The 23,740-nt window shown below is 56.9% G+C and carries 28 protein-coding genes; 21 read left to right on the top strand and 7 right to left on the bottom strand.

Translation table 11 applies throughout. The features are described from left to right. Positions 1-20 precede the first annotated feature (20 nt). The gene (gene crp, locus V1587_RS01020; protein ID WP_000242758.1) at positions 21-653 is read right to left on the bottom strand and encodes a cAMP-activated global transcriptional regulator CRP; all 633 of its coding nucleotides are present in this window, start codon (positions 651-653) and stop codon (positions 21-23) included. A 310-nt stretch (positions 654-963) separates the two neighbouring features. On the opposite strand from crp, the gene V1587_RS01015 reads away from it, so the two are divergent. Continuing rightward, positions 964-1,368, top strand: coding sequence for an OsmC family protein (locus V1587_RS01015; RefSeq protein ID WP_008503018.1), 405 nt, complete (start codon positions 964-966; stop codon positions 1,366-1,368). Between the two features lie 86 nt (positions 1,369-1,454). Here V1587_RS01015 and V1587_RS01010 read toward each other — a convergent pair whose 3' ends face one another. The 3 genes from V1587_RS01010 to V1587_RS01000 are packed head-to-tail and all read right to left on the bottom strand — an operon-like array spanning position 1,455 to position 3,592. Next, complete coding sequence (locus V1587_RS01010) at positions 1,455-2,324, bottom strand: phosphoribulokinase (protein WP_008503017.1); 870 nt, start codon at positions 2,322-2,324, stop codon at positions 1,455-1,457. 30 nt (positions 2,325-2,354) lie between these two features. Next, on the bottom strand, positions 2,355-2,573 hold the full coding sequence (locus V1587_RS01005) for a YheU family protein (RefSeq protein WP_063144226.1): 219 nt from the start codon (positions 2,571-2,573) through the stop codon (positions 2,355-2,357). Next, positions 2,570-3,592 carry a hydrolase gene (locus V1587_RS01000; RefSeq protein WP_371899029.1) on the bottom strand — a complete coding sequence of 341 codons (1,023 nt, stop codon included), beginning with the start codon at positions 3,590-3,592 and terminating at the stop codon, positions 2,570-2,572. The genes V1587_RS01005 and V1587_RS01000 overlap by 4 nt, the downstream gene beginning before the upstream one ends. Positions 3,593-3,820: 228 nt before the next feature. On the opposite strand from V1587_RS01000, the gene mdcA reads away from it, so the two are divergent. From mdcA to mdcH, 8 genes are all read left to right on the top strand, one after another. Next, positions 3,821-5,476 carry a malonate decarboxylase subunit alpha gene (gene mdcA / locus V1587_RS00995; protein WP_039024078.1) on the top strand — a complete coding sequence of 552 codons (1,656 nt, stop codon included), beginning with the start codon at positions 3,821-3,823 and terminating at the stop codon, positions 5,474-5,476. Continuing rightward, entirely contained in the window at positions 5,476-6,333 is an 858-nt protein-coding gene (locus V1587_RS00990) for a triphosphoribosyl-dephospho-CoA synthase (RefSeq protein WP_371899030.1), read from the top strand. The genes mdcA and V1587_RS00990 overlap by 1 nt, the downstream gene beginning before the upstream one ends. A gap of 9 nt (positions 6,334-6,342) precedes the next feature. Continuing rightward, positions 6,343-6,642, top strand: coding sequence for a malonate decarboxylase acyl carrier protein (gene mdcC / locus V1587_RS00985; RefSeq protein WP_371899031.1), 300 nt, complete (start codon positions 6,343-6,345; stop codon positions 6,640-6,642). Further along, positions 6,635-7,468: a biotin-independent malonate decarboxylase subunit beta gene (locus V1587_RS00980; RefSeq protein ID WP_371899032.1), complete on the top strand. Its 834-nt coding sequence runs from the start codon at positions 6,635-6,637 to the stop codon at positions 7,466-7,468. Before mdcC ends, V1587_RS00980 begins: the two co-directional genes overlap by 8 nt. Next, on the top strand, positions 7,468-8,268 hold the full coding sequence (gene mdcE / locus V1587_RS00975) for a biotin-independent malonate decarboxylase subunit gamma (protein ID WP_371899051.1): 801 nt from the start codon (positions 7,468-7,470) through the stop codon (positions 8,266-8,268). Before V1587_RS00980 ends, mdcE begins: the two co-directional genes overlap by 1 nt. Before the next feature lie 127 nt (positions 8,269-8,395). Then, positions 8,396-9,355 carry an AEC family transporter gene (locus V1587_RS00970; protein ID WP_395314486.1) on the top strand — a complete coding sequence of 320 codons (960 nt, stop codon included), beginning with the start codon at positions 8,396-8,398 and terminating at the stop codon, positions 9,353-9,355. A gap of 2 nt (positions 9,356-9,357) precedes the next feature. Next, a complete protein-coding gene (locus V1587_RS00965) occupies positions 9,358-9,975 on the top strand; it encodes a malonate decarboxylase holo-ACP synthase (protein ID WP_371899034.1) in 618 nt (205 codons plus the stop codon). Beyond that, complete coding sequence (gene mdcH / locus V1587_RS00960) at positions 9,975-10,871, top strand: malonate decarboxylase subunit epsilon (RefSeq protein WP_371899035.1); 897 nt, start codon at positions 9,975-9,977, stop codon at positions 10,869-10,871. Before V1587_RS00965 ends, mdcH begins: the two co-directional genes overlap by 1 nt. A gap of 84 nt (positions 10,872-10,955) precedes the next feature. Here the strand turns inward: mdcH and V1587_RS00955 are convergent, their stop codons facing one another. Together V1587_RS00955 and V1587_RS00950 are read right to left on the bottom strand one after the other, a co-directional pair. Then, positions 10,956-11,888, bottom strand: a complete 933-nt coding sequence (locus tag V1587_RS00955) for a LysR family transcriptional regulator (protein ID WP_371899036.1) — start codon at positions 11,886-11,888, stop codon at positions 10,956-10,958. Between the two features lie 15 nt (positions 11,889-11,903). After that, entirely contained in the window at positions 11,904-13,808 is a 1,905-nt protein-coding gene (locus tag V1587_RS00950; protein ID WP_371899037.1) for an ABC transporter ATP-binding protein, read from the bottom strand. A 135-nt stretch (positions 13,809-13,943) separates the two neighbouring features. On the opposite strand from V1587_RS00950, the gene kefG reads away from it, so the two are divergent. The 4 genes from kefG to slyD all read left to right on the top strand — a co-directional run bounded on the left by kefG (position 13,944) and on the right by slyD (position 17,202). Beyond that, positions 13,944-14,498, top strand: coding sequence for a glutathione-regulated potassium-efflux system ancillary protein KefG (gene kefG, locus V1587_RS00945; protein ID WP_021242220.1), 555 nt, complete (start codon positions 13,944-13,946; stop codon positions 14,496-14,498). Then, positions 14,498-16,303, top strand: a complete 1,806-nt coding sequence (kefB, locus tag V1587_RS00940; protein WP_371899039.1) for a glutathione-regulated potassium-efflux system protein KefB — start codon at positions 14,498-14,500, stop codon at positions 16,301-16,303. The genes kefG and kefB overlap by 1 nt, the downstream gene beginning before the upstream one ends. Positions 16,304-16,316: 13 nt before the next feature. Then, entirely contained in the window at positions 16,317-16,517 is a 201-nt protein-coding gene (locus V1587_RS00935; protein WP_010436300.1) for a YheV family putative zinc ribbon protein, read from the top strand. Positions 16,518-16,611: 94 nt separating this feature from the next. Next, entirely contained in the window at positions 16,612-17,202 is a 591-nt protein-coding gene (slyD, locus tag V1587_RS00930) for a peptidylprolyl isomerase (protein ID WP_014833521.1), read from the top strand. Between the two features lie 51 nt (positions 17,203-17,253). Here slyD and V1587_RS00925 read toward each other — a convergent pair whose 3' ends face one another. Beyond that, positions 17,254-17,472, bottom strand: a complete 219-nt coding sequence (locus tag V1587_RS00925; RefSeq protein ID WP_008503009.1) for a protein SlyX — start codon at positions 17,470-17,472, stop codon at positions 17,254-17,256. A gap of 238 nt (positions 17,473-17,710) precedes the next feature. On the opposite strand from V1587_RS00925, the gene fkpA reads away from it, so the two are divergent. The 8 genes from fkpA to fusA all read left to right on the top strand — a co-directional run bounded on the left by fkpA (position 17,711) and on the right by fusA (position 23,735). Further along, complete coding sequence (gene fkpA / locus V1587_RS00920; RefSeq protein WP_023309460.1) at positions 17,711-18,529, top strand: FKBP-type peptidyl-prolyl cis-trans isomerase; 819 nt, start codon at positions 17,711-17,713, stop codon at positions 18,527-18,529. Positions 18,530-18,695: 166 nt separating this feature from the next. Next, complete coding sequence (locus V1587_RS00915) at positions 18,696-19,418, top strand: transcriptional regulator (RefSeq protein WP_003861697.1); 723 nt, start codon at positions 18,696-18,698, stop codon at positions 19,416-19,418. After that, positions 19,418-19,804 carry a sulfurtransferase complex subunit TusD gene (gene tusD / locus V1587_RS00910; RefSeq protein WP_248103821.1) on the top strand — a complete coding sequence of 129 codons (387 nt, stop codon included), beginning with the start codon at positions 19,418-19,420 and terminating at the stop codon, positions 19,802-19,804. Before V1587_RS00915 ends, tusD begins: the two co-directional genes overlap by 1 nt. Beyond that, complete coding sequence (gene tusC / locus V1587_RS00905; protein WP_371899040.1) at positions 19,804-20,163, top strand: sulfurtransferase complex subunit TusC; 360 nt, start codon at positions 19,804-19,806, stop codon at positions 20,161-20,163. Before tusD ends, tusC begins: the two co-directional genes overlap by 1 nt. Before the next feature lie 7 nt (positions 20,164-20,170). Further along, the gene (tusB, locus tag V1587_RS00900) at positions 20,171-20,458 is read left to right on the top strand and encodes a sulfurtransferase complex subunit TusB (RefSeq protein WP_024907951.1); all 288 of its coding nucleotides are present in this window, start codon (positions 20,171-20,173) and stop codon (positions 20,456-20,458) included. 124 nt (positions 20,459-20,582) lie between these two features. Continuing rightward, the gene (gene rpsL, locus V1587_RS00895) at positions 20,583-20,957 is read left to right on the top strand and encodes a 30S ribosomal protein S12 (protein WP_000246815.1); all 375 of its coding nucleotides are present in this window, start codon (positions 20,583-20,585) and stop codon (positions 20,955-20,957) included. 96 nt (positions 20,958-21,053) lie between these two features. Continuing rightward, positions 21,054-21,524 (top strand): 30S ribosomal protein S7, encoded by a 471-nt coding sequence (gene rpsG / locus V1587_RS00890; RefSeq protein ID WP_004106370.1) that lies wholly within the window; start codon positions 21,054-21,056, stop codon positions 21,522-21,524. Positions 21,525-21,620: 96 nt separating this feature from the next. Beyond that, a complete protein-coding gene (gene fusA, locus V1587_RS00885) occupies positions 21,621-23,735 on the top strand; it encodes an elongation factor G (protein WP_008503004.1) in 2,115 nt (704 codons plus the stop codon). The last annotated feature ends 5 nt before the right edge of the window (positions 23,736-23,740 follow it).

Below are 23,740 nucleotides of genomic sequence, written 5' to 3'. Positions count from 1 at the left end.
GGCACGCCGTTTAAGCGGAATTAACGCGTTCCGTAGACCACGATAGTTTTACCGTGGGCGGAGATCAGGTTTTGATCTTCCAGCATTTTCAGGATACGGCCCACAGTCTCACGGGAGCAACCGACGATCTGACCAATTTCCTGACGGGTAATTTTAATTTGCATGCCGTCCGGGTGGGTCATGGCGTCTGGCTGTTTCGCGAGGTTCAGCAGGGTCTGTGCGATACGGCCGGTAACGTCCAGGAAGGCGAGGTTACCCACTTTCTCTGAGGTGACCTGCAGACGGCGCGCCATCTGGGAAGAAAGACGCATCAGGATGTCAGGGTTAACCTGAATCAGCTGACGGAACTTCTTGTAAGAAATTTCAGCCACTTCACATGCTGTCTTTGCACGAACCCAGGCGCTACGTTCCTGGCCCTCTTCAAACAGGCCCAGTTCACCGATGAAATCGCCCTGGTTCAGATAAGAAAGGATCATCTCTTTCCCTTCTTCATCTTTGATCAGCACTGCCACCGAGCCTTTAACGATGTAATACAACGTTTCCGCTTTTTCACCCTGGTGAATCAGCGTGCTCTTTGATGGGTACTTATGAATGTGGCAATGAGACAAGAACCATTCGAGAGTCGGGTCTGTTTGCGGTTTGCCAAGCACCATGCGCTGTTATCCTCTGTTATAAGCTGTCACCAGAGTCATCAGATGCATCCGGACTCTGGGGTTGCAATCGAATTCTTACCCATACCTGGGAAGTCGGCTACCGTAACGTTTCGCAGCCAGTAAAGTTTGATGTCCTCTGCATACATGTGTAACGTCAATGTATTACTGTAGCATCCAGAGTGTTTTAGCATAGCTTTAGCCGCGTGTCTCCTGGTGTCTCGCTTCAGCATGATGCAGGTCGCCTTCCATTGCGAGAAATGTAACGCACGCGTAATCTGTCACCAAAAATGCAACGTTGGAGTTTAAGAATATGCAAGCGCGCGTGAAATGGGTTGAAGGTTTAACGTTCCTGGGCGAGTCCGCATCCGGACACCAGATTTTGATGGATGGTAACTCCGGCGATAAAGCGCCAAGCCCAATGGAAATGGTGCTGATGGCGGCAGGTGGATGCAGCGCCATTGACGTGGTGTCTATTCTGCAAAAAGGTCGTCATGACGTGACGGATTGTGAGGTTAAACTCACGTCAGAACGTCGCGAAGAGGCGCCACGCCTGTTTACCCATATTAACCTGCACTTTGTGGTCACCGGTAAAGAACTGAAAGACGCGGCGGTCTCGCGTGCGGTGGACCTGTCTGCGGAGAAGTACTGCTCTGTGGCGTTAATGCTGGAGAAAGCGGTAAAAATCACGCATTCGTATGAAGTGATCGAGGCTTAATCTTTTGGCGGGTGGCGCTTCGCTGACCCGCCCTACAAAAGCATGACCGTAGGCCCGGTAAGCGCAGCGCCACCGGGCAAAACAACTCACGCAATCTGCTTCCCTTCCATCAGTCGCTCCACCAGGGGCGTCATGATGAGCTCCATCGCCAGCCCCATTTTTCCGCCCGGCACGACTAACGTATTCATGTGCGAAATAAACGAGCCCTGCAGCATCGCCAGTAGCCAGGGGTAATCAATGCCTTCGAGATTGCGGAAATGGATCACCACAAAGCTCTCATCCAGCGACGGGATACTTTTGGCCGCGAACGGGTTCGAGGTGTCCACCGTCGGCACGCGCTGGAAGTTGATATGGGTGCGGGAGAACTGCGGCGTCAGGAAGTTGATGTAATCCTCCATGGAGCGCACCACGGAGTCCATCACCGCCTCTCGCGAATGGCCGCGCTCGCTCATGTCACGCGTCAGCTTCTGGATCCACTCCAGGTTAACGATAGGGACCACGCCGACCAGCAGATCCACGTGGCGCGCCACGTCGTGTTGAGGGGTGACCACGCCGCCGTGTAATCCTTCGTAAAACAGCACGTCGGTGGGTTCCGGCAGGGGCTGCCAGGGGGTAAAGGTTCCCGGCACCTGATTCCAGGGAACGGCTTCATCATAGGTATGCAGATACTTGCGGGACTGCCCTTTGCCGCTCTGACCGTACTCGATAAAGGTTTGTTCCAGCAGGCCGAAGTCATTGGCCTCCGGGCCGAAGTAGCTGATGTGTTTACCCAGATCGCGCGCCTTGCGGATGGCCATGTCCATCTCCGGACGCGTGTAGCGGTGAAAGCTGTCGCCTTCGACCTCCGCCGCACGAAGGTTCAGCTGGGCGAAAATCTTGCGAAATGCGAGGCTGGTGGTGGTGGTTCCCGCACCACTCGACCCCGTAACGGCAATAACCGGATGTCTGGCAGACATAGCAACTCCCTGACTGAAAAGGGTGGAAGGTCAGCCGTGAAACGCGTTGCGGGGCATGATATTGACCGTCTCATGCAGTTCTGACCACACCAGCAGCACGTCGCCGCTTTTCAGCTGGCGCTTAACATCGTTGACCTTTTGCTCAAGCGAGCGTTCCTGTTCACCATAATCGGTGCCTTCGCGTAATACAAAGCTTTCAATCAGATTATCGAGCGTTTCGGGAGCCAGATCCTGCCAGGGAATAATCATTTTGCACCGTCCAGATAAGGGGTTAGCCAGTCAGGAATACGCGCCTCAAGCCACATTTTCGGGCGGCGCAGCGTGCCGCCGATAAACCCGACGTGGCCGCCGTGCTCCGTCAACTGATAGTGAACGTTGTCGGGCAGGAATTCCTGAGCGGGAATCGAGTGATGATCCATAAACGGGTCATCTTTGGCATGAATAATCAGCGTTGGCTGCGTGATCTTGCTGAGCAGCGGCATGGCGCTGCACTGACGATAATAGTCAATCGCATCGGCGAAGCCGTGAATTTTCGCGGTGATCAGATCGTCGAATTCGCGAATGCGGCGCACTTTTTTCAGCTGGCGCAGGCTGACCGGGAGGGTGTCCGGGTAGGCCTTCAGCTTACGCGCCGCGTTGGCCTTCAGCAGGTTGAGCAGGTAGCGCTGATAGACGCGGGAAAAGCCTTTATCCATGTGGTAGCTGCACTGCTCCAGCATGAACGGGGCGGAGACGATGACGGCGGCATCCAGCGGGACGCTTTCCCCCTCTTTAGCCAGCAGGCAGGCCAGCATATTGCCGCCCAGCGAGTAGCCTACGGCCGCGGTGGGCACGGTGCCGAAGTTGTCCCGCAGCCAGTGTAAAAACCACGTGCCGTCTTCGGTTTCACCCGAGTGATAGATGCGTTTCTGGCGATTCGGTTCGCCGCTGCAGCCGCGAAAATGCATCACCACGCCGAGCCAGCCGCGCGCTTTGGCCGCCTCAATTAACCCGTGCGCATACGGGCTGTGCAGGCTGCCTTCCAGACCGTGAAAAACCACCAGCCGCGGCTTATGGCGAGCCTGTTCAGGCTCTTCGCTCCAGGCGAGATCCAGAAAATCACCGTCCGGCAGGTCAAGCCGCTGCCAGTGTGGGGTGAACTGAACCTTGCGGCGGATCAGTCGCGGCAGCATGGTCTGCAAATGGCGATTGGCGACGCCGCGCATGGGCACGAACTCAGTGCTGTCTTCGGCTGCAATCTCGAAGCCTGATGGAATGATTTGGGTCATAAGCGCGATGCTGATTCTTGTCGGAAATTAACGATACTTTCCGAATTGTACCCCGTTTAGCCTGGTTTTCCGAAACATGAACTGATCCCGCTCACAAATATTTACCTTGATTATTACTCTCAGGCTAATGATTTAGCTCTACGCTTAATTGATGCCTTTCTCACCAGAGCGCACACTTTACTCAACGTTAAGCAAATCAAAATGATTAGCTGAATCAGGAGGTTAATAATGTTATCTGGGCAAACACCCACCCGGCAATGGAACACGCGACGTAGCGAGAAAGCGCGTCGTCTGGCCTCCGTACCGGTGCAGGGCAAGGTACTGCCAACCGGCGATCTCGTCGCCATGCTGGAAAAACTGATCGCGCCAGGCGACAAGGTCGTGCTGGAAGGTAACAACCAGAAGCAGGCCGATTTCCTTTCCCGCTCGCTGGCCGAAGTGAACCCGCAGATCGTCCACGACCTGCATATGATCATGCCGAGCGTTGGCCGCAGCGAACATCTGGATATCTTTGAGAAAGGCATCGCCCGCAAGCTGGACTTCTCCTTCTCCGGGACGCAGAGCCTGCGCATCTCCCAGCTGCTGGAAGATGGTCAGCTCGAAATCGGCGCGATTCACACCTACATCGAGCTTTACTCACGTCTCTACGTCGACCTGTCACCCAACGTGGCGCTGATTGCCGGCTTTAAAGCCGACCGCAAAGGCAACCTCTATACCGGGGCGAGCACCGAAGATACCCCGGCGCTGGTGGAAGCCGCCGCGTTCCATGACGGCATCGTCATCGCGCAGGTGAACGAGCTGGTTGACGACGAGTGTGACCTGCCGCGCGTGGATATTCCGGGCTCGTGGATCGACTTCGTGGTGGTTGCCGATAAGCCGTTCTTTATCGAACCGCTGTTCACCCGCGACCCGCGCCTCATTAAGCAGGAACATATCCTGATGGCGATGATGGCCATCAAAGGCATCTACGCGGAGCACCAGGTGCAGTCCCTGAACCACGGGATCGGCTTTAACACCGCGGCGATCGAGCTGCTGCTGCCTACCTACGGCGAACAGCTCGGCCTGAAGGGCAAAATCTGTAAACACTGGACGCTGAACCCGCATCCGACGCTGATCCCCGCCATCGAAAGCGGCTGGGTGGAGAGCGTGCACTGCTTCGGCGGCGAGCTGGGGATGGAAGAGTATATCCGCGCCCGTCCGGACGTGTTCTTTACCGGTGCCGACGGCTCCATGCGCTCCAACCGCGCGTTCTGCCAGCTGGCAGGCCAGTACGCGGTGGATATGTTTATCGGCTCTACGCTGCAGGTAGACGGTTACGCCAACTCCTCAACCGTAACGCGTGGTCGCCTGTCCGGCTTCGGCGGCGCGCCAAACATGGGGCACGACCCGCACGGTCGTCGTCATGCGACACCAGCGTGGCTGAATATGATCACCGAGCCGGACCCAATGCAGCGCGGTAAAAAACTTGTCGTGCAGATGGTGGAAACCTTCCAGGCGGGCGTGAAGCCGACCTTCGTGGAAAAACTCGATGCCGTTGACGTGGCGAAAGCCTCCGGCATGCCGCTGGCGCCGGTCATGATCTACGGCGATGACGTCACCCACGTGCTGACGGAAGAGGGGATTGCCTACCTCTATCGGGCGAAAGATCTGGAAGAGCGTCGTGCCATGGTCGCCGCCGTCGCGGGGATCACCGACATCGGTCTGGGCGTGGACGCCAAACGCGTGGCGGAACTGCGCCAGAGCGGCAAGGTTGTGTATCCGGAAGATATGGGGATTCGCCGCACTGACGCCACCCGCTCTCTGCTGGCCGCAGGCAGCGTGTCTGACCTCGTGGAATGGTCCGGCGGTCTCTATAACCCACCTGCGAAATTCCGGAGCTGGTAATGAAACTTCTTCCCCGGATCCAGGTTGAAGGCGGTGCCGAATGGCTGGCGCGAACCGCCACGCAGTGTCTGATTGACGAAGCACGTTTAAGCCCGAAACCCGGTCTGGTGGACAGTCGGGGGAACGGCGCGCACCACGATTTATCTCTTGCGCTGATGGAGCGCTCCGCGCACAGCCTGACCTCCACGTTTCAGGCGCTGGCGCTGCAAAGCTGGCAGCGCCCGGCAGATATCGCACTTCGGCAAACTGTCGGGCGACTCGGTCGCGAAGGCGAGCAGCAGATGATGGCCGCAACCGGGGGCGTAAACACCCATCGCGGCGCGATTTGGGCGCTGGGGCTGCTGGTCAGCGCGGTAGCGATGCTCGGCGGTGATGCCAGGGCGCAAGACGTCGCCCGCACCGCCGCCCAGCTGGCGAGACTGCCGGACGAGGCGGCGCCAAAGGTGTTCAGCAAAGGCCTGCGCGCCACGCACCGTTACCGCGTGCCGGGCGCGCGTGAAGAGGCGCAGCAGGCGTTTCCGCACGTTATGCAGCGCGCGCTGCCGCAGCTTCGTCTGAGCCGCCTCAACGGCAGCAGCGAAACGCACGCCAGGCTCGACGCGCTGATGGCCATCATGACCTCACTCACCGACACCTGCGTGCTGTCACGTGCCGGAATGGAAGGGCTTGACGCCATGCAGGACGGCGCCCGTGCGGTGCTGAATGCCGGCGGCAGCGCAACGCCTGCGGGCCAGCAGGCGCTGGCCAGGTTAGACCGTCAGATGCTGGCGCTCAACGCCTCACCGGGCGGCGCTGCCGACCTGCTTGCCGCCACGCTGTTTCTCGACCGCGTCGAAACGCCAAATTCAAAGCATTAAGAGGATGTTATGGAAAAAATCACATTGACCGTGCCAGCCAGCCGCGCGTTAAGCGGCAGGGCGCTGGCAGGGGTAGTCGGCTCAGGGGATATGGAGGTGCTCTTCACCGCCGAACCGGGCCAGACGTTAACCATTGATATCACCACCTCCGTGGACAACAGCCGGGGGCGCTGGGAGGCGCTGTTCAACCGTCTGCAAACCGTCAGCAGCCTGCCCGCAGGGAAGCTGACCATCCACGACTTCGGCGCGACGCCGGGCGTGGCGCGCATTCGTATCGAACAGGTTTTTGAGGGGGTGAACCATGCGTGATGACAGCAGCTTTATCGAACTGAAAGCGCGCCAGCGCGCGCAGGCCCTGCTCGACGAGGGCAGCTACCGCGAACTGCTGGATCCGTTTGAAGGCATTATCTCTCCGTGGCTTGGGCCACAGGGCATTGTGCCGCAGGCGGACGACGGCATGGTGGTGGCGAAAGGTACGATTAACGGTCAGCCAGCCGTTGTCGTGGCGATTGAAGGCGCATTCCAGGGCGGCAGCATGGGCGAAGTGTCCGGCGCCAAAATGGCGGCGGCGCTGGAGCTGGCGGCGGAAGATAACCGTAACGGCATTCCGACTCAGGCGGTGCTGTGCCTCGAAACCGGCGGCGTGCGCCTGCAGGAGGCGAACCTCGGCCTGGCGGCGATTGCCGATATTCACGCGGCGATTGTGGACCTGCGTCGCTACACGCCGGTTATTGGCATTGTGGCCGGAACCGTGGGCTGCTTCGGTGGGATGTCCATCGCGGCGGCGCTGTGCAGCTACCTGATCGTGACCCGCGAAGCGCGTCTGGGCCTCAACGGTCCGCAGGTTATCGAACAGGAGGCGGGCATTGAGGAATATGACTCCCGCGATCGTCCATTTATCTGGAGCATGACCGGCGGCGAAGTGCGCTATCAAAGCGGGCTGGTGGATGCGCTCGTCGGCGACGGTATCAACGCGGTGAAGCAGGCGATGAACGACGCGATTGCTAAAGGCGTTCCCGCGAAACATCGCACCGATAACTACGATGATTACCTGACCCGTCTGACCCATTTCGACACCCGCAAACAGGCTGATGCCGAACAAATTAACGCGCTTTTTGCCCGGGAGGTGAAATGATGAGTAACGCAATGAGCCGTGGCGAACGCTGGCTGGAAATCCTCGCCCCGAACGCCAAACGTATCGAGGGGCTATGCCCGTCCGTACAGGCGGCAGACGGTGAACTGAACGGCGAAGCGGTACGTTTTGTTGCCGTTGTCCCGGATGCCAACAACCACTTCCCGCGCGCGGCGAAAGGGGAAGTCGGTCTGCTGGAGGGCTGGACCCTGGCGAAAGTGGTCAGCGAAACCGTCGCAGCGGATGCCGATAAGGCCGTGAAGCGCCCGATTGTGGCGGTGATCGACGTTCCAAGCCAGGCCTATGGCCGACGCGAAGAGGCGTTTGGGATTCATCAGGCGCTGGCCGGTGCGGCAGCAGCCTATGCGAATGCACGCCTGGCCGGTCACCCGGTGATTGGGCTTATCGTCGGCAAGGCGATGTCCGGCGCGTTCCTGGCGCACGGCTATCAGGCCAACCGTCTGATCGCCTTTAACGACAAAGGCGTGCTGATCCACGCGATGGGCAAAGAGTCTGCGGCGCGCATCACGCTGCGTACCGTCGACGCGCTGGAAAAACTGGCGGCAACTATCCCGCCCATGGCGTACGACATCAGCAACTATGCCACGCTGGGGCTGCTCTCTAACCTGCTGGATATCAGCAACCCGGATGCCCCGTCCGATAACGATCTGGAGCAGGTGAAAACCACCCTGCAACAGGCCATCAGTGACGCTCGTCAGGACGCGACGCTTAAAAATCGTCTGGGTGCTGACAACCGCCGCAGCTCGGCGCTCGTACGTGAACGTATGCGAGCCAGCTGGTAAGTAAAAAAAAGACCTGCCAGAGATGCAAACCCCGTGGGCGCGCCCGCTGCGCCCGCGTGGGAGCCTGCATCCTGAAAAATAATAAACATCGCACCAGTGCTAAAACTTTTTTTACTACAGGTGATTTATGACTTACGTAATTGTTCATGCTCTTGCACCGATTTTCGTCATCATGCTGCTGGGATTCTGGGCCGGCAAGGCAAAGATGGTCGATAACAAAAACGTTTCCCTGCTCAATATCTTCGTCATGGATTTTGCACTGCCTGCCGCGCTGTTCAGCGCCACCGTGCAAACCCCGTGGACCGGCATCGTGGCGCAGTCACCGCTGATTCTGGTGCTGACGCTGGCGATGTGGATTACCTATGCGGCCATCTACTTCCTCGCCACCAAAGTCTTTAAGAAATCCCCGCAGGACGCGGCCGTGCTGACCCTGACGGTAGCTTTACCGAACTATGCAGCGCTTGGCCTGCCGATTCTGGGCAGCGTGCTGGGTGAAGGAGCGTCCACGTCGCTTTCCGTCGCGGTCTCTATTGCCTGCGGCTCAGTGCTGATGACCCCGTTCTGCCTGCTCATTCTGGAGCGTGAAAAAGCGCGCGCCGAGGGCAATAACTCCGGCTCAACGCTCTCCATGCTGCCGGTGCTGATGTGGCGCTCCATTAAAAAACCGATCGTGATGGGCCCGCTGCTGGGTGTGATTCTGTCCGCCATCGGGATCAAAATGCCGGAGCTGGTGCTGGCGGCGATCAAACCGCTGGGACTGTCCGCGACCGCTGCGGCGCTGTTCCTGACCGGGGTGATCCTTTCTGCCCGTAAGCTGCAGATCAACACCATGGTGATTACTTCGACCATTGCCAAACTGCTGATTCAGCCAGCCATCGCCTGGGGTATCGTCTTGATCTTCGGTCTGCACGGCTCCGTGGCGATCACCGCGATTCTGATGATTGCGCTGTCTGCGGGCTTCTTCGGCGTGGTGTTCGGTAACCGCTTTGGCGTGCAGTCGCCGGACGCTGAAGCCGTGCTGCTGTTAAGCTCCGTACTGTGTATCCTGTCGCTGCCGCTGTTTATCTCGCTGACTTCAGGAATGTAATCATGACCACAACATTACGCCCGCACGACCTCATCTGGCTTACCGCGCGCGACGCGCTGGAAGGCATCACCGAATCCTGGGTGGAGGCGGCCTGGCATACCGGCCTGCCGGTGGTGGTGCGGCGTGATGTTGATAGCGAAGGCCGCATTCCCGTTGGCGTGCGCGGTTTACGTCGCGACCAGCGGGCGGCCGGATGGGTGAAGCCCGAAAAAGTGCGGCGTGTGGTATCACCGGAAGACCTGTGCGCAACCGCCGATCTGCTGCGCTCGCCGTTTGTCACCCAACCACCCGTTCAGGTGGCGCTTCAGCTTTCTCAGCAGGCGTGGCCGTGGACGTGGGGCATTACCGGCAGCACTGGCTACGCGCTGGCGACCGGTATTCCGGTTATTCATGCCGAAAGCGATCTTGATCTGCTCATCCGCGCTCCGCAGCCAATTTCCCCCGATGCTTTTACCGCATGGCAGTCGCAGCTGAGCCGCGCATTGTGCCGGGCGGATACGCAGGTCGATACGCCCGAAGGGGGATTTGCGCTGGCGGAGTGGCTGCGCGACGGCAAAACGCTGCTGAAAACCCGCCGTGGACCGCGCCTGGTGGCGGATCCGTGGCGCAGGGAGGAGTGATGAAAATACTGTTTACCTTTCCGGGGCAGGGCACGCAGCATGAAGGTATGCTGCAAAACCTGCCGGGATCGGAGCTGGATCGGGCGCGTGAGGTGCTTGGCGCCGAAGTGGATACGCTGGACAGCGCGGACGCGTTAACCCATACCCGCGCGGTTCAGCTTTCGCTGCTGATTGCCGGCGTGGCCTGGGCGCGCGAGCTGGAACGGCGCGGCGTATCGCCGGATATCGTCAGCGGGCTCTCCATCGGCGCTTATCCGGCGGCGGTCATCGCAGGCGCGCTGAGCTTTACGGACGCGCTGAGCCTGGTGGCGCTGCGCGGTGATTTGATGGAGCAGGCGTACCCGCACGGCTACGGCCTGACGGCAATTATGGGCTTAACCCTGCCGCAGGTGGAAACGCTGATTGAAGGCACCGGAACCTACATTGCCAACCTGAATGCCGAAACGCAGATCGTGATTGCCGGAACCGATGAAGGGATGGCGCAGGCAGCATCGCGCGCGCTGGCGAAAGGGGCGAGCAAGGCCAAACGGCTGGCGGTCAGCGTGCCGTCCCACTGCGAACTGCTGGCGGAACCGGCGCAAAAGCTGGCAACGGCATTTGAATCGGTCACGCTTTCACGTCCACGCTGCGCCTATCTGAGCGGCAGCACCGGGCGCGTGCTGTGGCAGCCGGAAAGGATCGCCGACGATCTGGCAATGAACATGGCGCGTACGGTGCGCTGGCAGGAGGCGATGATTTCAGCGAATGAACGCGAAGCCCGGCTGGCGATCGAGATGCCGCCCGGCGGCGTACTGACCTGCCTCACGCGTCAGGCGCCGTGGGAAGGAGAGACCATTTCACTGGAGCGCAGCGGGGTGGACGTGGCGGTGCATCTGGCGCGTCGGCTTCAGCGGTGAGAATTTTGCCCGGTGGCGGCTGCGCCTTACCGGGCCTACTCCCGGATTGTAGGCCCGGTAAGCGTAGCGCCACCGGGCAATATATCAGGCACTTTCCTGCAAACTGCGCGCATACATCCGCCCTTCGGCGGCCAGCGCCCGCAGGCTCGGATCCTGCTCGCGGTTACGGGCAAAGACAATAGCGATCAGCTGCTGCATCTGGTACGGCTCCGCCAGCCTCAGGAGCTGCACGGAATTCTCATACACTTTCTTCATCCTGCCCGGCATCAGCGTAAAGCCCACTCCTGCCTGCACCAGGCTCAGCATTGAGAAAATGTCATTCACCCGGGTAACAATCTCCGGTTCGAATCCGGCGATATGAAACGCCTCCTGAAACCCTGCATACGTGGCGAACCCTTCTGCGAGAGCGACAAATTTCTGGTCTTTGTAATCACGCAGATCCGCTGGCCCACGGGTATTCAGCGTGGCGGAAGCTGGTGCGGCAAGGAAAATATCGTCGTGGAACAGGGGGAGCACTTCGAGGCTGTTGCGGTCGATGTCGCTTTCGGAGATGGAGATAAGAATAGCGTCCAGCGAGCCTTCATCCAGCATGTGCAGCAGGGTTTCGTTGGAGCCCATCGTCAGATCCATCTCCAGATCCGGACGGCGCAGCTTCATGCCCATGATCAGACGCGGCACGGTTTCCAGAGTGAGCGAGTAGAGCGTCCCGACACGCAGCCGCCCCTGGCCGATCCCGGCAATTTTGCGCGACTCTTCCAGCCCGCGCTCCATCACCTGCATCACTTCCTGACAATACTCCAGCAGCGTCCAGGCGGAAGGCAGGGCAATCAGGTTGCGCCCCTTGTGGGTAAAGAGCGGACAGCGCACGTTCTCTTCCAGCGTGTGCAGCGCGCGGTGAACGCTGACGCCGCTCAGGCCCAGAGTTTCGGCGGTACGCGCGATATTCCCCTTCTCCATAAACGTCATGAAGATGCTGAGCTTGCGGAACGTAATCTCGCTCGTGTTATCGAAACTCATAACCCTCCCGGCGTGTTATTCAGCCTGCAGCATCGCTTCCAGCTGCTCCTGCGCATCCAGCCACGCCATCTCGCACTCTTCAAGGCTGGATTTGGTCTTCGCCTGGGTTTGCAGGCAATCCGTCAGCTCAGCCTTGCGGCTCTGGTCATACAGGCCGCTATCGCCGAGCTTATCTTCAACAGTGGCAAGCGTGGCGTTGAGCTTCTCCATCTCTTTTTCGAGACGGGCAATCTCTTTACGCAGCGGCTGCGTCTGGGTGCGCAGCTCCGCTTCACGGCGCTTCTGGTCTTTACGCGCCTGCGCGCTGTTGGCGTTGTCTTTCGCCGACTCCTCCGGCTGGCTCTCCTGCTTCTGCACGTCCGTCAGCCACTGCTGGTAGTCTTCCAGATCGCCGTCGAACGGTTCGACTTTACCATCGTGCACTAAGTAGAGATCGTCCGTGGTGGAGCGGATCAGGTGACGGTCGTGCGAAACCACCACCAGCGCGCCTTCGAACTCGATCAGCGCTTCGGTCAGCGCCTGGCGCATGTCGAGATCCAGGTGGTTGGTTGGTTCATCGAGCAGCAGCAGGTTCGGGCGCTGCCAGACGATCAGCGCCAGCACCAGACGGGCCTTTTCGCCGCCGGAGAAGCGCTCGGTGTTTTCAGTCACCTTATCGCCCTGGAAGCCGAAGCCGCCGAGATAGTCGCGCAGCTTCTGCTCCATCTCCTGCGGCGCCAGACGCGCGAGGTGCTGAATCGGGGATTCATCCGCGCGTAAAAATTCCAGCTGATGCTGGGCGAAGTAACCCAGCTTGATGCCCTTCGCCAGGCCGATTTCACCCTTGACCGGGTTAAGCTCGCCCGCCAGCAGTTTGATCAGCGTCGATTTACCGGCACCGTTGCGTCCCAGCAGACCAATACGTGAACCCGGCACCAGGTTGAGCTTGATGGAGTCGAGAATAATGCGGTCGGCATAGCCCGCGCTGACTTTTTCCATCTTCAGCAGCGGGTTCGGCAGGCTTTCCGGGGCGCGGAAGCTGAAGTGGAACGGGTTGTCGACGTGCGCCGGGGCGATCATCTCCATGCGTTCCAGCATCTTGATGCGGCTCTGGGCCTGCTTCGCTTTTGACGCTTTGGCCTTGAAGCGATCCACGAAGCTCTGCAGGTGCGCCACGCGCTGCTGCTGGCTTTCGTACATGGACTGCTGCTGGGCAAGGCGCGTCGCGCGCTGGCGCTCGAAGGAGCTGTAGTTGCCGGTGTACTCGAACATCGTTTGCTGTTCGATATGAATGATTTTATCCACCACCGGGTCGAGGAAGTCTCGGTCGTGGGAGATCAGAATCAGAGTGCCCTGATAGCTCTTGAGCCACTTCTCCAGCCAAATAACCGCATCGAGATCGAGGTGGTTAGTCGGTTCATCGAGCAGCAGCAGGTCAGAGCGGCAGATCAGCGCCTGCGCCAGGTTGAGGCGCATGCGCCAGCCGCCGGAGAAGTCGCTGACCGGGCGTTCCAGCTGTTCATTGCTGAAGCCCAGGCCGTGCAGCAGGCTGGAGGCGCGGGAGCGAATGGTCCAGGCGTCAATAGCGTCCAGCTTGCCGTGAACGGTGGCAATGGCGTGACCGTCGTTGCGCTCGTTAGCAGAATGAAGTTCCGCTTCGAGCTTGCGATATTCACGGTCGCCGTCGATAACATAGTCGAGCGCCGGTTCGCTCAGGGCTGGCGTCTCCTGGTTCACCCAGGCGAGCTGCCAGTTCCCCGGGAAGGTGAAGTTACCGCCATCCGCGCTAATCTCGTTTTTCAGCAACGCCAGCAGGGTGGATTTACCGCAGCCGTTTTTGCCGACCAGGCCCACTTTTTGGCCAGGGTTGATGGTAGCAGTGGCGTTATCCAGCAGGACGCGCACGCCGCGACGAATTTGTAACGAGGAGAAAACAATCATAGAAGCGCCGTATGTTCCGACTATGTTAATTTGTCATTATGATAATGTAAGGTGTGGGTCATTTTCCGCACCGGGCCGTCATGGTAGCCCAAAACAACGACGATACACAAAAACAGAAACAAGACCGGGAGGGGAATGATGTCTCAGACAGCAAAAGTGCTGCTGCTGTATGCCCATCCGGAATCTCAGGACTCGGTGGCAAACCGGGTGCTGCTTAAGCCGGCCACACAGCTCAGTAACGTGACGGTGCACGATCTCTACGCGCACTATCCTGATTTCTTTATTGATATTCCTTACGAGCAGGAACTGCTGCGTCAGCATGACGTGATTGTGTTCCAGCATCCGCTTTATACCTATAGCTGTCCGGCCCTGCTCAAAGAGTGGCTGGACCGCGTGCTGAGCCGGGGCTTCTCCAGCGGGGTGGGGGGCAACCAGCTGGCGGGAAAGTACTGGCGTAGCGTGATTACGACCGGTGAACCCGAAAGCGCTTACCGCCACGACGGGCTGAACCGTTATCCGATGAGCGACATCCTGCGGCCTTTTGAGCTGACGGCGGCGATGTGCCGTATGCACTGGATGAGCCCGATTATTGTCTACTGGGCCCGACGCCAGGATCCGAAAGAACTGGCAAGCCACGCCAGAGCCTACGGTGAATGGCTGGCGTCACCGATTCCGGCAGGAGGTCGTTAATGGAAGGATCGAATTTGCTCCTCGCCGGGGTGCTGTTTTTATTTGCGGCCGTCGTCGCGGTGCCGCTCGCTGCGCGTATTGGCATCGGTGCGGTACTGGGGTACCTGCTGGCGGGGATCGCGATTGGCCCCTGGGGACTGGGATTCATCAGCGATGTGGATGAGATTCTCCATTTCTCCGAACTGGGCGTGGTGTTCCTGATGTTCATCATCGGCCTGGAGCTGAATCCTTCGAAATTGTGGCAACTCCGACGCTCTATCTTTGGCGTGGGTGCCGCGCAGGTGTTGTTCAGCGCCGCGATCCTGGGCGGCCTGTTAATGCTGACCAACTTTTCATGGCAGGCGGCGGTAATCGGCGGGATAGGCCTTGCGATGTCGTCAACGGCGATGGCCCTGCAGCTGATGCGCGACAAGGGGATGAACCGCAACGAAGCCGGTCAGCTGGGTTTTTCGGTGCTGCTGTTTCAGGATTTGGCGGTGATCCCGGCGCTGGCACTGGTGCCGCTGCTGGCGGGCTCCGGCGACGATCACTTCGACTGGGCTAAAATCGCCATGAAGGTGCTGGCCTTCGCGGGGATGCTGATTGGCGGACGTTTCCTGTTACGTCCCGTGTTCCGCTTTATTGCCGCGTCGGGCGTGCGCGAGGTCTTTACCGCCGCGACGCTGCTGCTGGTGCTGGGATCGGCTTTATTTATGGACGCGCTGGGGCTGTCGATGGCGCTCGGGACCTTTATCGCCGGGGTGCTGCTGGCGGAGAGCGAGTATCGGCACGAGCTGGAAATTGCCATCGATCCCTTCAAAGGGCTGCTGTTAGGCCTGTTCTTTATTTCGGTGGGGATGGCGCTCAACCTTGGGGTGCTCTATACCCATCTGCTGTGGGTGATTGTAAGCGTCGCTATCCTGGTGGCGGTGAAAACGCTGGTGCTGTACGTCATGGCACGCATTTACGGCTTGCGCAGTTCGGAACGCATGCAGTTTGCCAGCGTGTTAAGTCAGGGGGGCGAGTTCGCGTTTGTGCTGTTCTCCACCGCATCTTCCCAGAAGCTGTTTAAAGACGATCAGATGGCGCTTTTGCTGGTAACGGTCACGCTTTCTATGATGACCACGCCGCTATTGATGAAGCTGGTGGATAAACTGCTGTCGCGCCGCCTGAACCCGGCAGACGATGAAGACGAAGCGCCGTGGGTGGAAGACGACAAGCCGCAGGTGATCGTGGTGGGCTTTGGCCGTTTCGGACAGGTGATCGGGCGTTTGCTGATGGCGAACAAAATGCGCATTACGGTGCTGGAGCGGGATATCAGCGCGGTCAACCTGATGCGCAAATATGGCTATAAGGTTTACTACGGCGATGCGACCCAGCTCGAGCTGCTGCGCTCGGCGGGGGCGGAAGCAGCAGAGTCCATCGTGATTACCTGTAACGACCCGGAAGACACGATGAAGCTGGTGGATCTGTGTCAGCAGCATTTTCCGCATCTGCATATTCTGGCGCGTGCGCGGGGACGTGTTGAAGCTCACGAACTGTTGCAGGCGGGTGTGAAACACTTCTCCCGTGAGACATTCTCCAGTGCGCTGGAGCTGGGGCGCAAGGCGTTGATCTCGCTTGGCATGCATCCGCATCAGGCGCAGCGCGCCCAGATGCACTTCCGCCGGCTGGATATGCGAATGTTGCGCGAGCTAATGCCGGTACATACCGATACGGCACAGATCTCCCGCGTGCGGGAAGCGCGTCGCGAGCTGGAGGAGATCTTCCAGCGCGAGATGCAGCAGGAACGACGCCAGCTCGATGGCTGGGATGAATTTGAATAAAGGGTAACGAAAGATGGCTGTACGTAAACGCTTTATCGCGGGTGCAAAATGCCCGACCTGCCAGGCGCAAGATACCCTGGCGATGTGGCGGGAAAATAATATTGATGTTGTTGAGTGTGTTAAGTGCGGTCACCAGATGCGTGAGGCCGACAAAGAGGCCCGCGATCACGTTCGCAAAGAAGAGCAAGTTATCGGGATTTTTCATCCGGACTAGCGATATGCCCTGAGTTTTTTTAAGCTAAAGGGTACACGGGTGCAGATTTCCGCTACAATCTGCGCCAGCAATTTTCCCACGCTCAGGAGATATCATGAAAGTAGCAAAAGACCTGGTGGTCAGCCTGGCCTATCAGGTACGTACAGAAGACGGTGTGTTGGTTGATGAGTCTCCGGTGAGTGCGCCGCTTGACTACCTGCATGGTCACGGTTCCCTGATTTCCGGCCTGGAAAACGCGCTGGAAGGTCATGAAGTTGGCGACAAATTTGACGTTGCTGTAGGCGCGAACGACGCTTACGGTCAGTATGACGACAACCTGGTTCAGCGCGTTCCTAAAGACGTGTTTATGGGCGTTGACGAACTGCAGGTTGGCATGCGCTTCCTGGCGGAAACCGACCAGGGCCCGGTCCCAGTTGAAATCACCGAAGTGGAAGATGACCACGTCGTGGTTGACGGTAACCACATGCTGGCTGGCCAGAACCTGAAGTTCAACGTAGAAGTTGTTGCGATCCGTGAAGCGACCGAAGAAGAGCTGGCCCATGGCCACGTTCACGGTGCGCACGGTCACGACCATGACCACGATCACGGCCACGACGGCTGCTGCGGTGGTCACGGCCACGATCACGACCATGGTCACGACCACGGTAAAGGTGGTTGCGGTAACGGCGGCTGCGGTTGCCACTAATTCCGTCATGCGGAAAATAAAAAAGCGGGATAATCCCGCTTTTTTTACGCCTCAATAATGAGGAGGTGGCGTCTCTTCTGACTGAGAGGCAATGTTTGACGGCTGCGTGGCCTTCAGCTTTTCCGTCAGCAGGCGCATATGATCCCGCAGTTTCGCCATTTCGAGCTCATGTGCGGTCACGGTCTGGTTTAGTTCTTCGATGGTGATGTCCTGAAAAGCCAGGCGGCTTTCCAGCTCAGCCATTCTCGCTTCTATCGTCGTATCCTTCATCATTCACCTCGTTTATTTCAGATTCGCCATAATGGCTCTGCGGCGGCGCAGTTTAACTGAGTTTATCCTTAAGTACAGTCCGCATCCCCCTGGCGGGAAACTTATTTAAACAAAAATAGTCTGAAAAGTGGCGAGAATTGGAAGTGTCTGTCTGTAGATTTCTTCCGCAACGTTTTATAGTACGTAACTCATTTACGTTTAACGCTGGGGTGAGAGTCCCCAGGCCCTGGAGATATGGATGAAATCACTGTTTAAAGTAACGCTGCTGGCGACGACGATGGCTGTTGCGCTGAACGCGCCGCTGTCATTCGCTGCTGATACTGCTGCGAAGCCTGCTGCCACTGCAGACAGCAAAGCGGCGTTCAAAAATGACGACCAGAAATCCGCCTATGCACTGGGCGCATCTCTGGGTCGTTACATGGAAAACTCTCTGAAAGAACAAGAGAAGCTGGGCATCAAACTGGATAAAGCTCAGCTGATCGCGGGCGTTCAGGACGCATTTGCAGATAAGAGCAAGCTGTCTGACCAGGAAATTGAACAGACTCTGCAGGCGTTCGAAGCGCGCGTGAAGGGTGCCGCGCAGACTAAGATGGACGCGGACGCTAAAGACAACGAAGCGAAAGGCAAAGCCTACCGCGATACCTTTGCTAAAGAGAAGGGTGTGAAAACCTCTTCTACTGGCCTGGTGTACAAAGTTGAGAAAGAAGGCACCGGCGATGCGCCTAAAGACAGCGACACCGTTGTTGTGAACTACAAAGGTACGCTGATCGACGGTAAAGAGTTCGATAACTCTTACACCCGCGGTGAGCCGCTCTCCTTCCGTCTGGATGGTGTGATCCCTGGCTGGACTGAAGGCCTGAAAAACATCAAGAAAGGCGGCAAGATCAAGATGGTTATCCCACCGGATCTGGCCTATGGCAAAACCGGCGTTCCGGGTATCCCTGCCAACTCTACGCTGGTCTTTGACGTAGAGCTGCTGGACATCAAACCAGCACCGAAAGCGGATGCCAAAGCAGACGCGCCGGCTGACGATAAAGCCGCTGCTGCTAAGAAGTAATGCTGAAAAAAAACCGCCGCCTTTGAGGCGGCGGTTTTTTATTGTGGGGCAGATATAATTAACACTGGAAAGCGTTAGGCACGCTGTATTAATTTAGTTGTCCGTGTAGATAATGAGCCTGCCCTGAAAACCTAACGACAGGCTCCTGAAAAGGAGTGTTTTTTTCATGTCCAGGTCGCTTTTAACCAACGAAACCAGTGAACTTGATTTACTGGATCAACGTCCTTTCGATCAGACCGACTTCGATATTCTGAAATCCTATGAAGCGGTAGTGGACGGGTTAGCGATGCTCATTGGCTCCCACTGCGAAATCGTATTGCACTCCCTGCAAGATCTAAAGTGTTCCGCCATCCGCATTGCGAATGGTGAGCATACTGGCCGTAAAATTGGTTCGCCAATTACCGACCTTGCATTGCGTATGTTGCATGACATGACCGGCGCGGACAGCAGCGTCTCCAAATGCTATTTCACCCGCGCCAAAAGCGGCGTGCTGATGAAGTCAGAAACCATCGCGATTCGAAACCGCGAGCATCGCGTGATTGGGCTGCTGTGCATCAACATGAACCTTGATGTGCCTTTCTCGCAGATCATGAGCACCTTTATTCCGCCAGAAACGCCGGATGTTGGCTCTTCTGTTAACTTTGCTTCCTCAGTTGAAGATCTGGTGACGCAGACGCTTGAGTTTACGATTGAAGAGGTGAATGCCGATCGCAACGTCTCGAACAACGCCAAGAATCGTCAGATCGTGCTCAATCTCTACGAAAAAGGGATTTTTGATATTAAAGACGCCATCAACCAGGTGGCCGATCGTCTGAACATCTCCAAGCACACGGTCTACCTCTATATTCGCCAGTTCAAAAGCGGTGATTTCCTGGGACAAGACAAGTAATGCGTTTTGCGTTAATGGTGACAGGCCCGGCGTACGGTACTCAGCAGGCCAGCAGCGCGCTGCAGTTTGCGCATGCGCTGCTGGCAGCCGGACATGAGCTGGCGAGCGTCTTCTTCTATCGGGAAGGGGTGTATAACGCGAACCAGTTTACGTCGCCGGCGAGCGATGAGTTCGATCTGGTGCGCGCCTGGCAGGCATTAAACGAAAAGCAGGGCGTAGAACTGCACATCTGCGTGGCGGCGGCACTGCGCCGCGGGGTGACCGATGCAACCGAAGCCGCGCGTCTGGGTTTACCGGGTTCTAATCTGCAGCCCGGTTTTTCGTTAAGTGGCCTGGGCGCGCTGGCACAGGCGGCGTTAACCTGCGACAGAGTGGTGCAATTTTGATGAAACGTGTCGCGTTTGTTTTTTCCTCCGCACCGCACGGCAATGCATCAGGCAGAGAAGGGCTGGATGCGCTGCTCGCGACCTCAGCATTGACCGAAGATATCGGTGTCTTCTTTTTGAGCGACGGCGTATTTCAGCTTCTGGCGGGGCAACAGCCTCAGGCCATTCTGGCGCGTGATTACATCGCGACGTTCAAAGTATTACCGTTTTATGATATCGAAACCTTCTATGTCTGTGCTGACTCCCTGGCTGCGCGCGGTTTAAACGAGGCGACGCCTTTCGTGCTGGATGTGACAGTCCTGTCTTCTGCTGCATTGCGCGAACATCTTTCCCATTACGACACCGTTCTGACTTTCTGAGGCTGACATGCTCCATACTCTGAGCCATTCACCGTGGCAATGTGATATCGACGCGTTACTGAGTATGCTGCGCGAAGGTGATGACCTGCTGCTGATTCAGGACGGCGTGCTTGCTGCACTGGAAGGCAGTCGTTTCGTTGAAATTCTCACGAATGCCCCCATAACAGTCTCTGCGCTGAAGGACGATCTGGATGCGCGGGGTCTTTCTGGTCAAATTTCAGCCAAAATTGACGTGGTTGGCTATACTGATTTCGTCAATCTTACTGTGACGCACGCCAGTCAAATGAACTGGTGATTTGAGATCGCTGTATATTTCTTGACACCTTTTCGACGTAGCCCTAAAATTTCGCGTCCTCATATTGTATGAGGTCGTTTTATTACGTGTTTACGAAGCAAAAGCTAAAACCAGGAGCTATTTAATGGCAACAGTTAACCAGCTGGTACGCAAACCACGTGCACGCAAAGTTGCGAAAAGCAACGTGCCTGCGCTGGAAGCCTGCCCGCAGAAACGTGGCGTATGTACTCGTGTATATACCACCACTCCTAAAAAACCAAACTCCGCACTGCGTAAAGTATGCCGTGTGCGTTTGACTAACGGTTTCGAAGTGACTTCCTACATCGGTGGTGAAGGTCACAACCTGCAGGAGCACTCCGTGATCCTGATCCGTGGCGGTCGTGTTAAAGACCTTCCGGGTGTTCGTTACCACACCGTTCGTGGTGCGCTGGACTGCTCAGGTGTTAAAGACCGTAAGCAGGCTCGCTCCAAGTACGGCGTGAAGCGTCCTAAGGCTTAATGGTTCTCCGTTAAGTAAGGCCAAACTGATTTATCTTAATGTCACACTAAACTCTTTGAGTTTTGGACAATCCTGAATTAACAACGGAGTATTCCCATGCCACGTCGTCGCGTCATTGGTCAGCGTAAAATTCTTCCAGATCCGAAATTCGGATCAGAACTGCTGGCAAAATTTGTAAATATCCTGATGGTAGATGGTAAAAAATCTACTGCAGAAGCAATCGTATACAGCGCGCTTGAGACCCTGGCTCAGCGTTCTGGTAAAAATGAACTGGAAGCTTTCGAAGTCGCTCTCGACAACGTTCGCCCAACTGTAGAAGTTAAGTCCCGCCGCGTTGGTGGTTCTACTTATCAGGTTCCAGTTGAAGTTCGTCCGGTTCGTCGTAATGCCCTGGCAATGCGTTGGATCGTTGAAGCTGCTCGTAAACGCGGTGATAAATCCATGGCTCTGCGTCTGGCGAACGAACTTTCTGATGCTGCAGACAACAAAGGTACTGCAGTTAAGAAACGTGAAGACGTTCACCGTATGGCAGAAGCCAACAAGGCGTTCGCACACTACCGTTGGTAATCCCTTCGGAGTATTAGTCACCAGGCGGGCGCTTCAGAGAAGCCGCCCGCTCTGGGTAACTTAACTGAACGCCTAAAGATATAAACGAGGAATCAAATGGCTCGTACAACACCCATCGCACGCTACCGTAACATCGGTATCAGTGCGCACATCGACGCCGGTAAAACCACTACTACCGAACGTATTCTGTTCTACACCGGTGTAAACCATAAAATCGGTGAAGTTCATGACGGCGCAGCCACCATGGACTGGATGGAACAGGAGCAGGAGCGTGGTATCACTATCACCTCCGCAGCGACTACTGCATTCTGGTCAGGTATGGCTAAGCAGTACGAACCGCATCGCGTAAACATCATCGACACCCCAGGGCACGTTGACTTCACCATCGAAGTAGAACGTTCCATGCGTGTTCTTGACGGCGCGGTAATGGTTTATTGCGCAGTTGGTGGTGTTCAGCCACAGTCTGAAACCGTATGGCGTCAGGCGAACAAATATAAAGTTCCACGCATCGCGTTCGTTAACAAAATGGACCGTATGGGTGCTAACTTCCTGAAAGTTGTTGGTCAGATCAAAACCCGTCTGGGCGCGAACCCTGTTCCGCTGCAGCTGGCAATTGGTGCTGAAGAAGGCTTCACCGGCGTTATCGACCTGGTGAAAATGAAAGCCATCAACTGGAACGATGCAGACCAGGGCGTTACCTTCGAATACGAAGATATCCCAGCTGCAATGCAGGACCTGGCTGACGAATGGCACCAGAACCTGATCGAATCCGCTGCTGAAGCTTCTGAAGAGCTGATGGAGAAATACCTGGGTGGTGAAGAACTGACTGAAGAAGAGATCAAAAAAGCTCTGCGTCAGCGCGTTCTGAACAACGAAATCATCCTGGTAACCTGTGGTTCTGCGTTCAAGAACAAAGGTGTTCAGGCGATGCTGGATGCGGTAGTTGACTACCTGCCATCCCCGGTTGACGTTCCTGCGATCAACGGCATCCTGGACGACGGTAAAGATACTCCGGCTGAGCGTCACGCAAGCGACGAAGAGCCATTCTCTGCACTGGCGTTCAAAATTGCTACCGACCCATTCGTGGGTAACCTGACCTTCTTCCGCGTTTACTCTGGTGTGGTTAACTCCGGTGACACCATCCTGAACTCCGTGAAAGCGGCGCGTGAACGTTTTGGCCGTATCGTACAGATGCACGCTAACAAACGTGAAGAGATCAAAGAAGTTCGTGCGGGCGACATCGCTGCAGCTATCGGTCTGAAAGACGTGACCACTGGTGACACCCTGTGTGACCCGGATCACCCGATCATTCTGGAGCGTATGGAATTCCCTGAGCCGGTAATCTCCATCGCAGTTGAACCAAAAACCAAAGCTGACCAGGAAAAAATGGGTCTGGCTCTGGGCCGTCTGGCGAAAGAAGACCCATCATTCCGCGTATGGACTGATGAAGAATCTAACCAGACCATCATCGCTGGTATGGGTGAACTGCACCTGGACATCATCGTTGACCGTATGAAGCGTGAATTCAACGTTGAAGCGAACGTGGGTAAACCTCAGGTTGCTTACCGCGAAGCGATTCGCGCGAAAGTTACCGACATTGAAGGTAAACACGCTAAGCAGTCTGGTGGTCGCGGTCAGTACGGTCACGTTGTGATCGACATGTACCCACTGGAGCCGGGCTCTAACCCGAAAGGTTACGAGTTCATCAACGACATCAAAGGTGGTGTAATTCCTGGCGAATACATCCCAGCCGTTGATAAAGGCATCCAGGAACAGCTGAAAGCGGGCCCTCTGGCTGGCTATCCGGTTGTTGACATGGGTGTTCGTCTGCACTTCGGTTCTTACCACGACGTTGACTCCTCTGAACTGGCGTTTAAACTGGCTGCGTCTATTGCCTTTAAAGAAGGCTTTAAGAAAGCAAAACCAGTTCTGCTTGAGCCAATCATGAAGGTTGAAGTAGAAACTCCTGAAGAGAACACCGGTGACGTTATCGGTGACTTGAGCCGTCGTCGCGGTATGCTGCGTGGTCAGGAATCCGAAGTAACTGGCGTTAAGATCCACGCTGAAGTTCCGCTGTCTGAAATGTTCGGATATGCAACTCAGCTGCGTTCTCTGACCAAAGGTCGTGCATCATACACCATGGAATTCCTGAAGTATGATGATGCGCCTAACAACGTTGCTCAGGCCGTTATTGAAGCCCGTGGTAAGTAATCCAC

It is taken from the genome of Enterobacter sp. ECC-249 (assembly GCF_043965265.1).
Taxonomy (GTDB): Bacteria; Pseudomonadota; Gammaproteobacteria; order Enterobacterales; family Enterobacteriaceae; genus Enterobacter; species Enterobacter quasiroggenkampii.
This window is presented reverse-complemented; position numbering and strand designations above follow the sequence as displayed.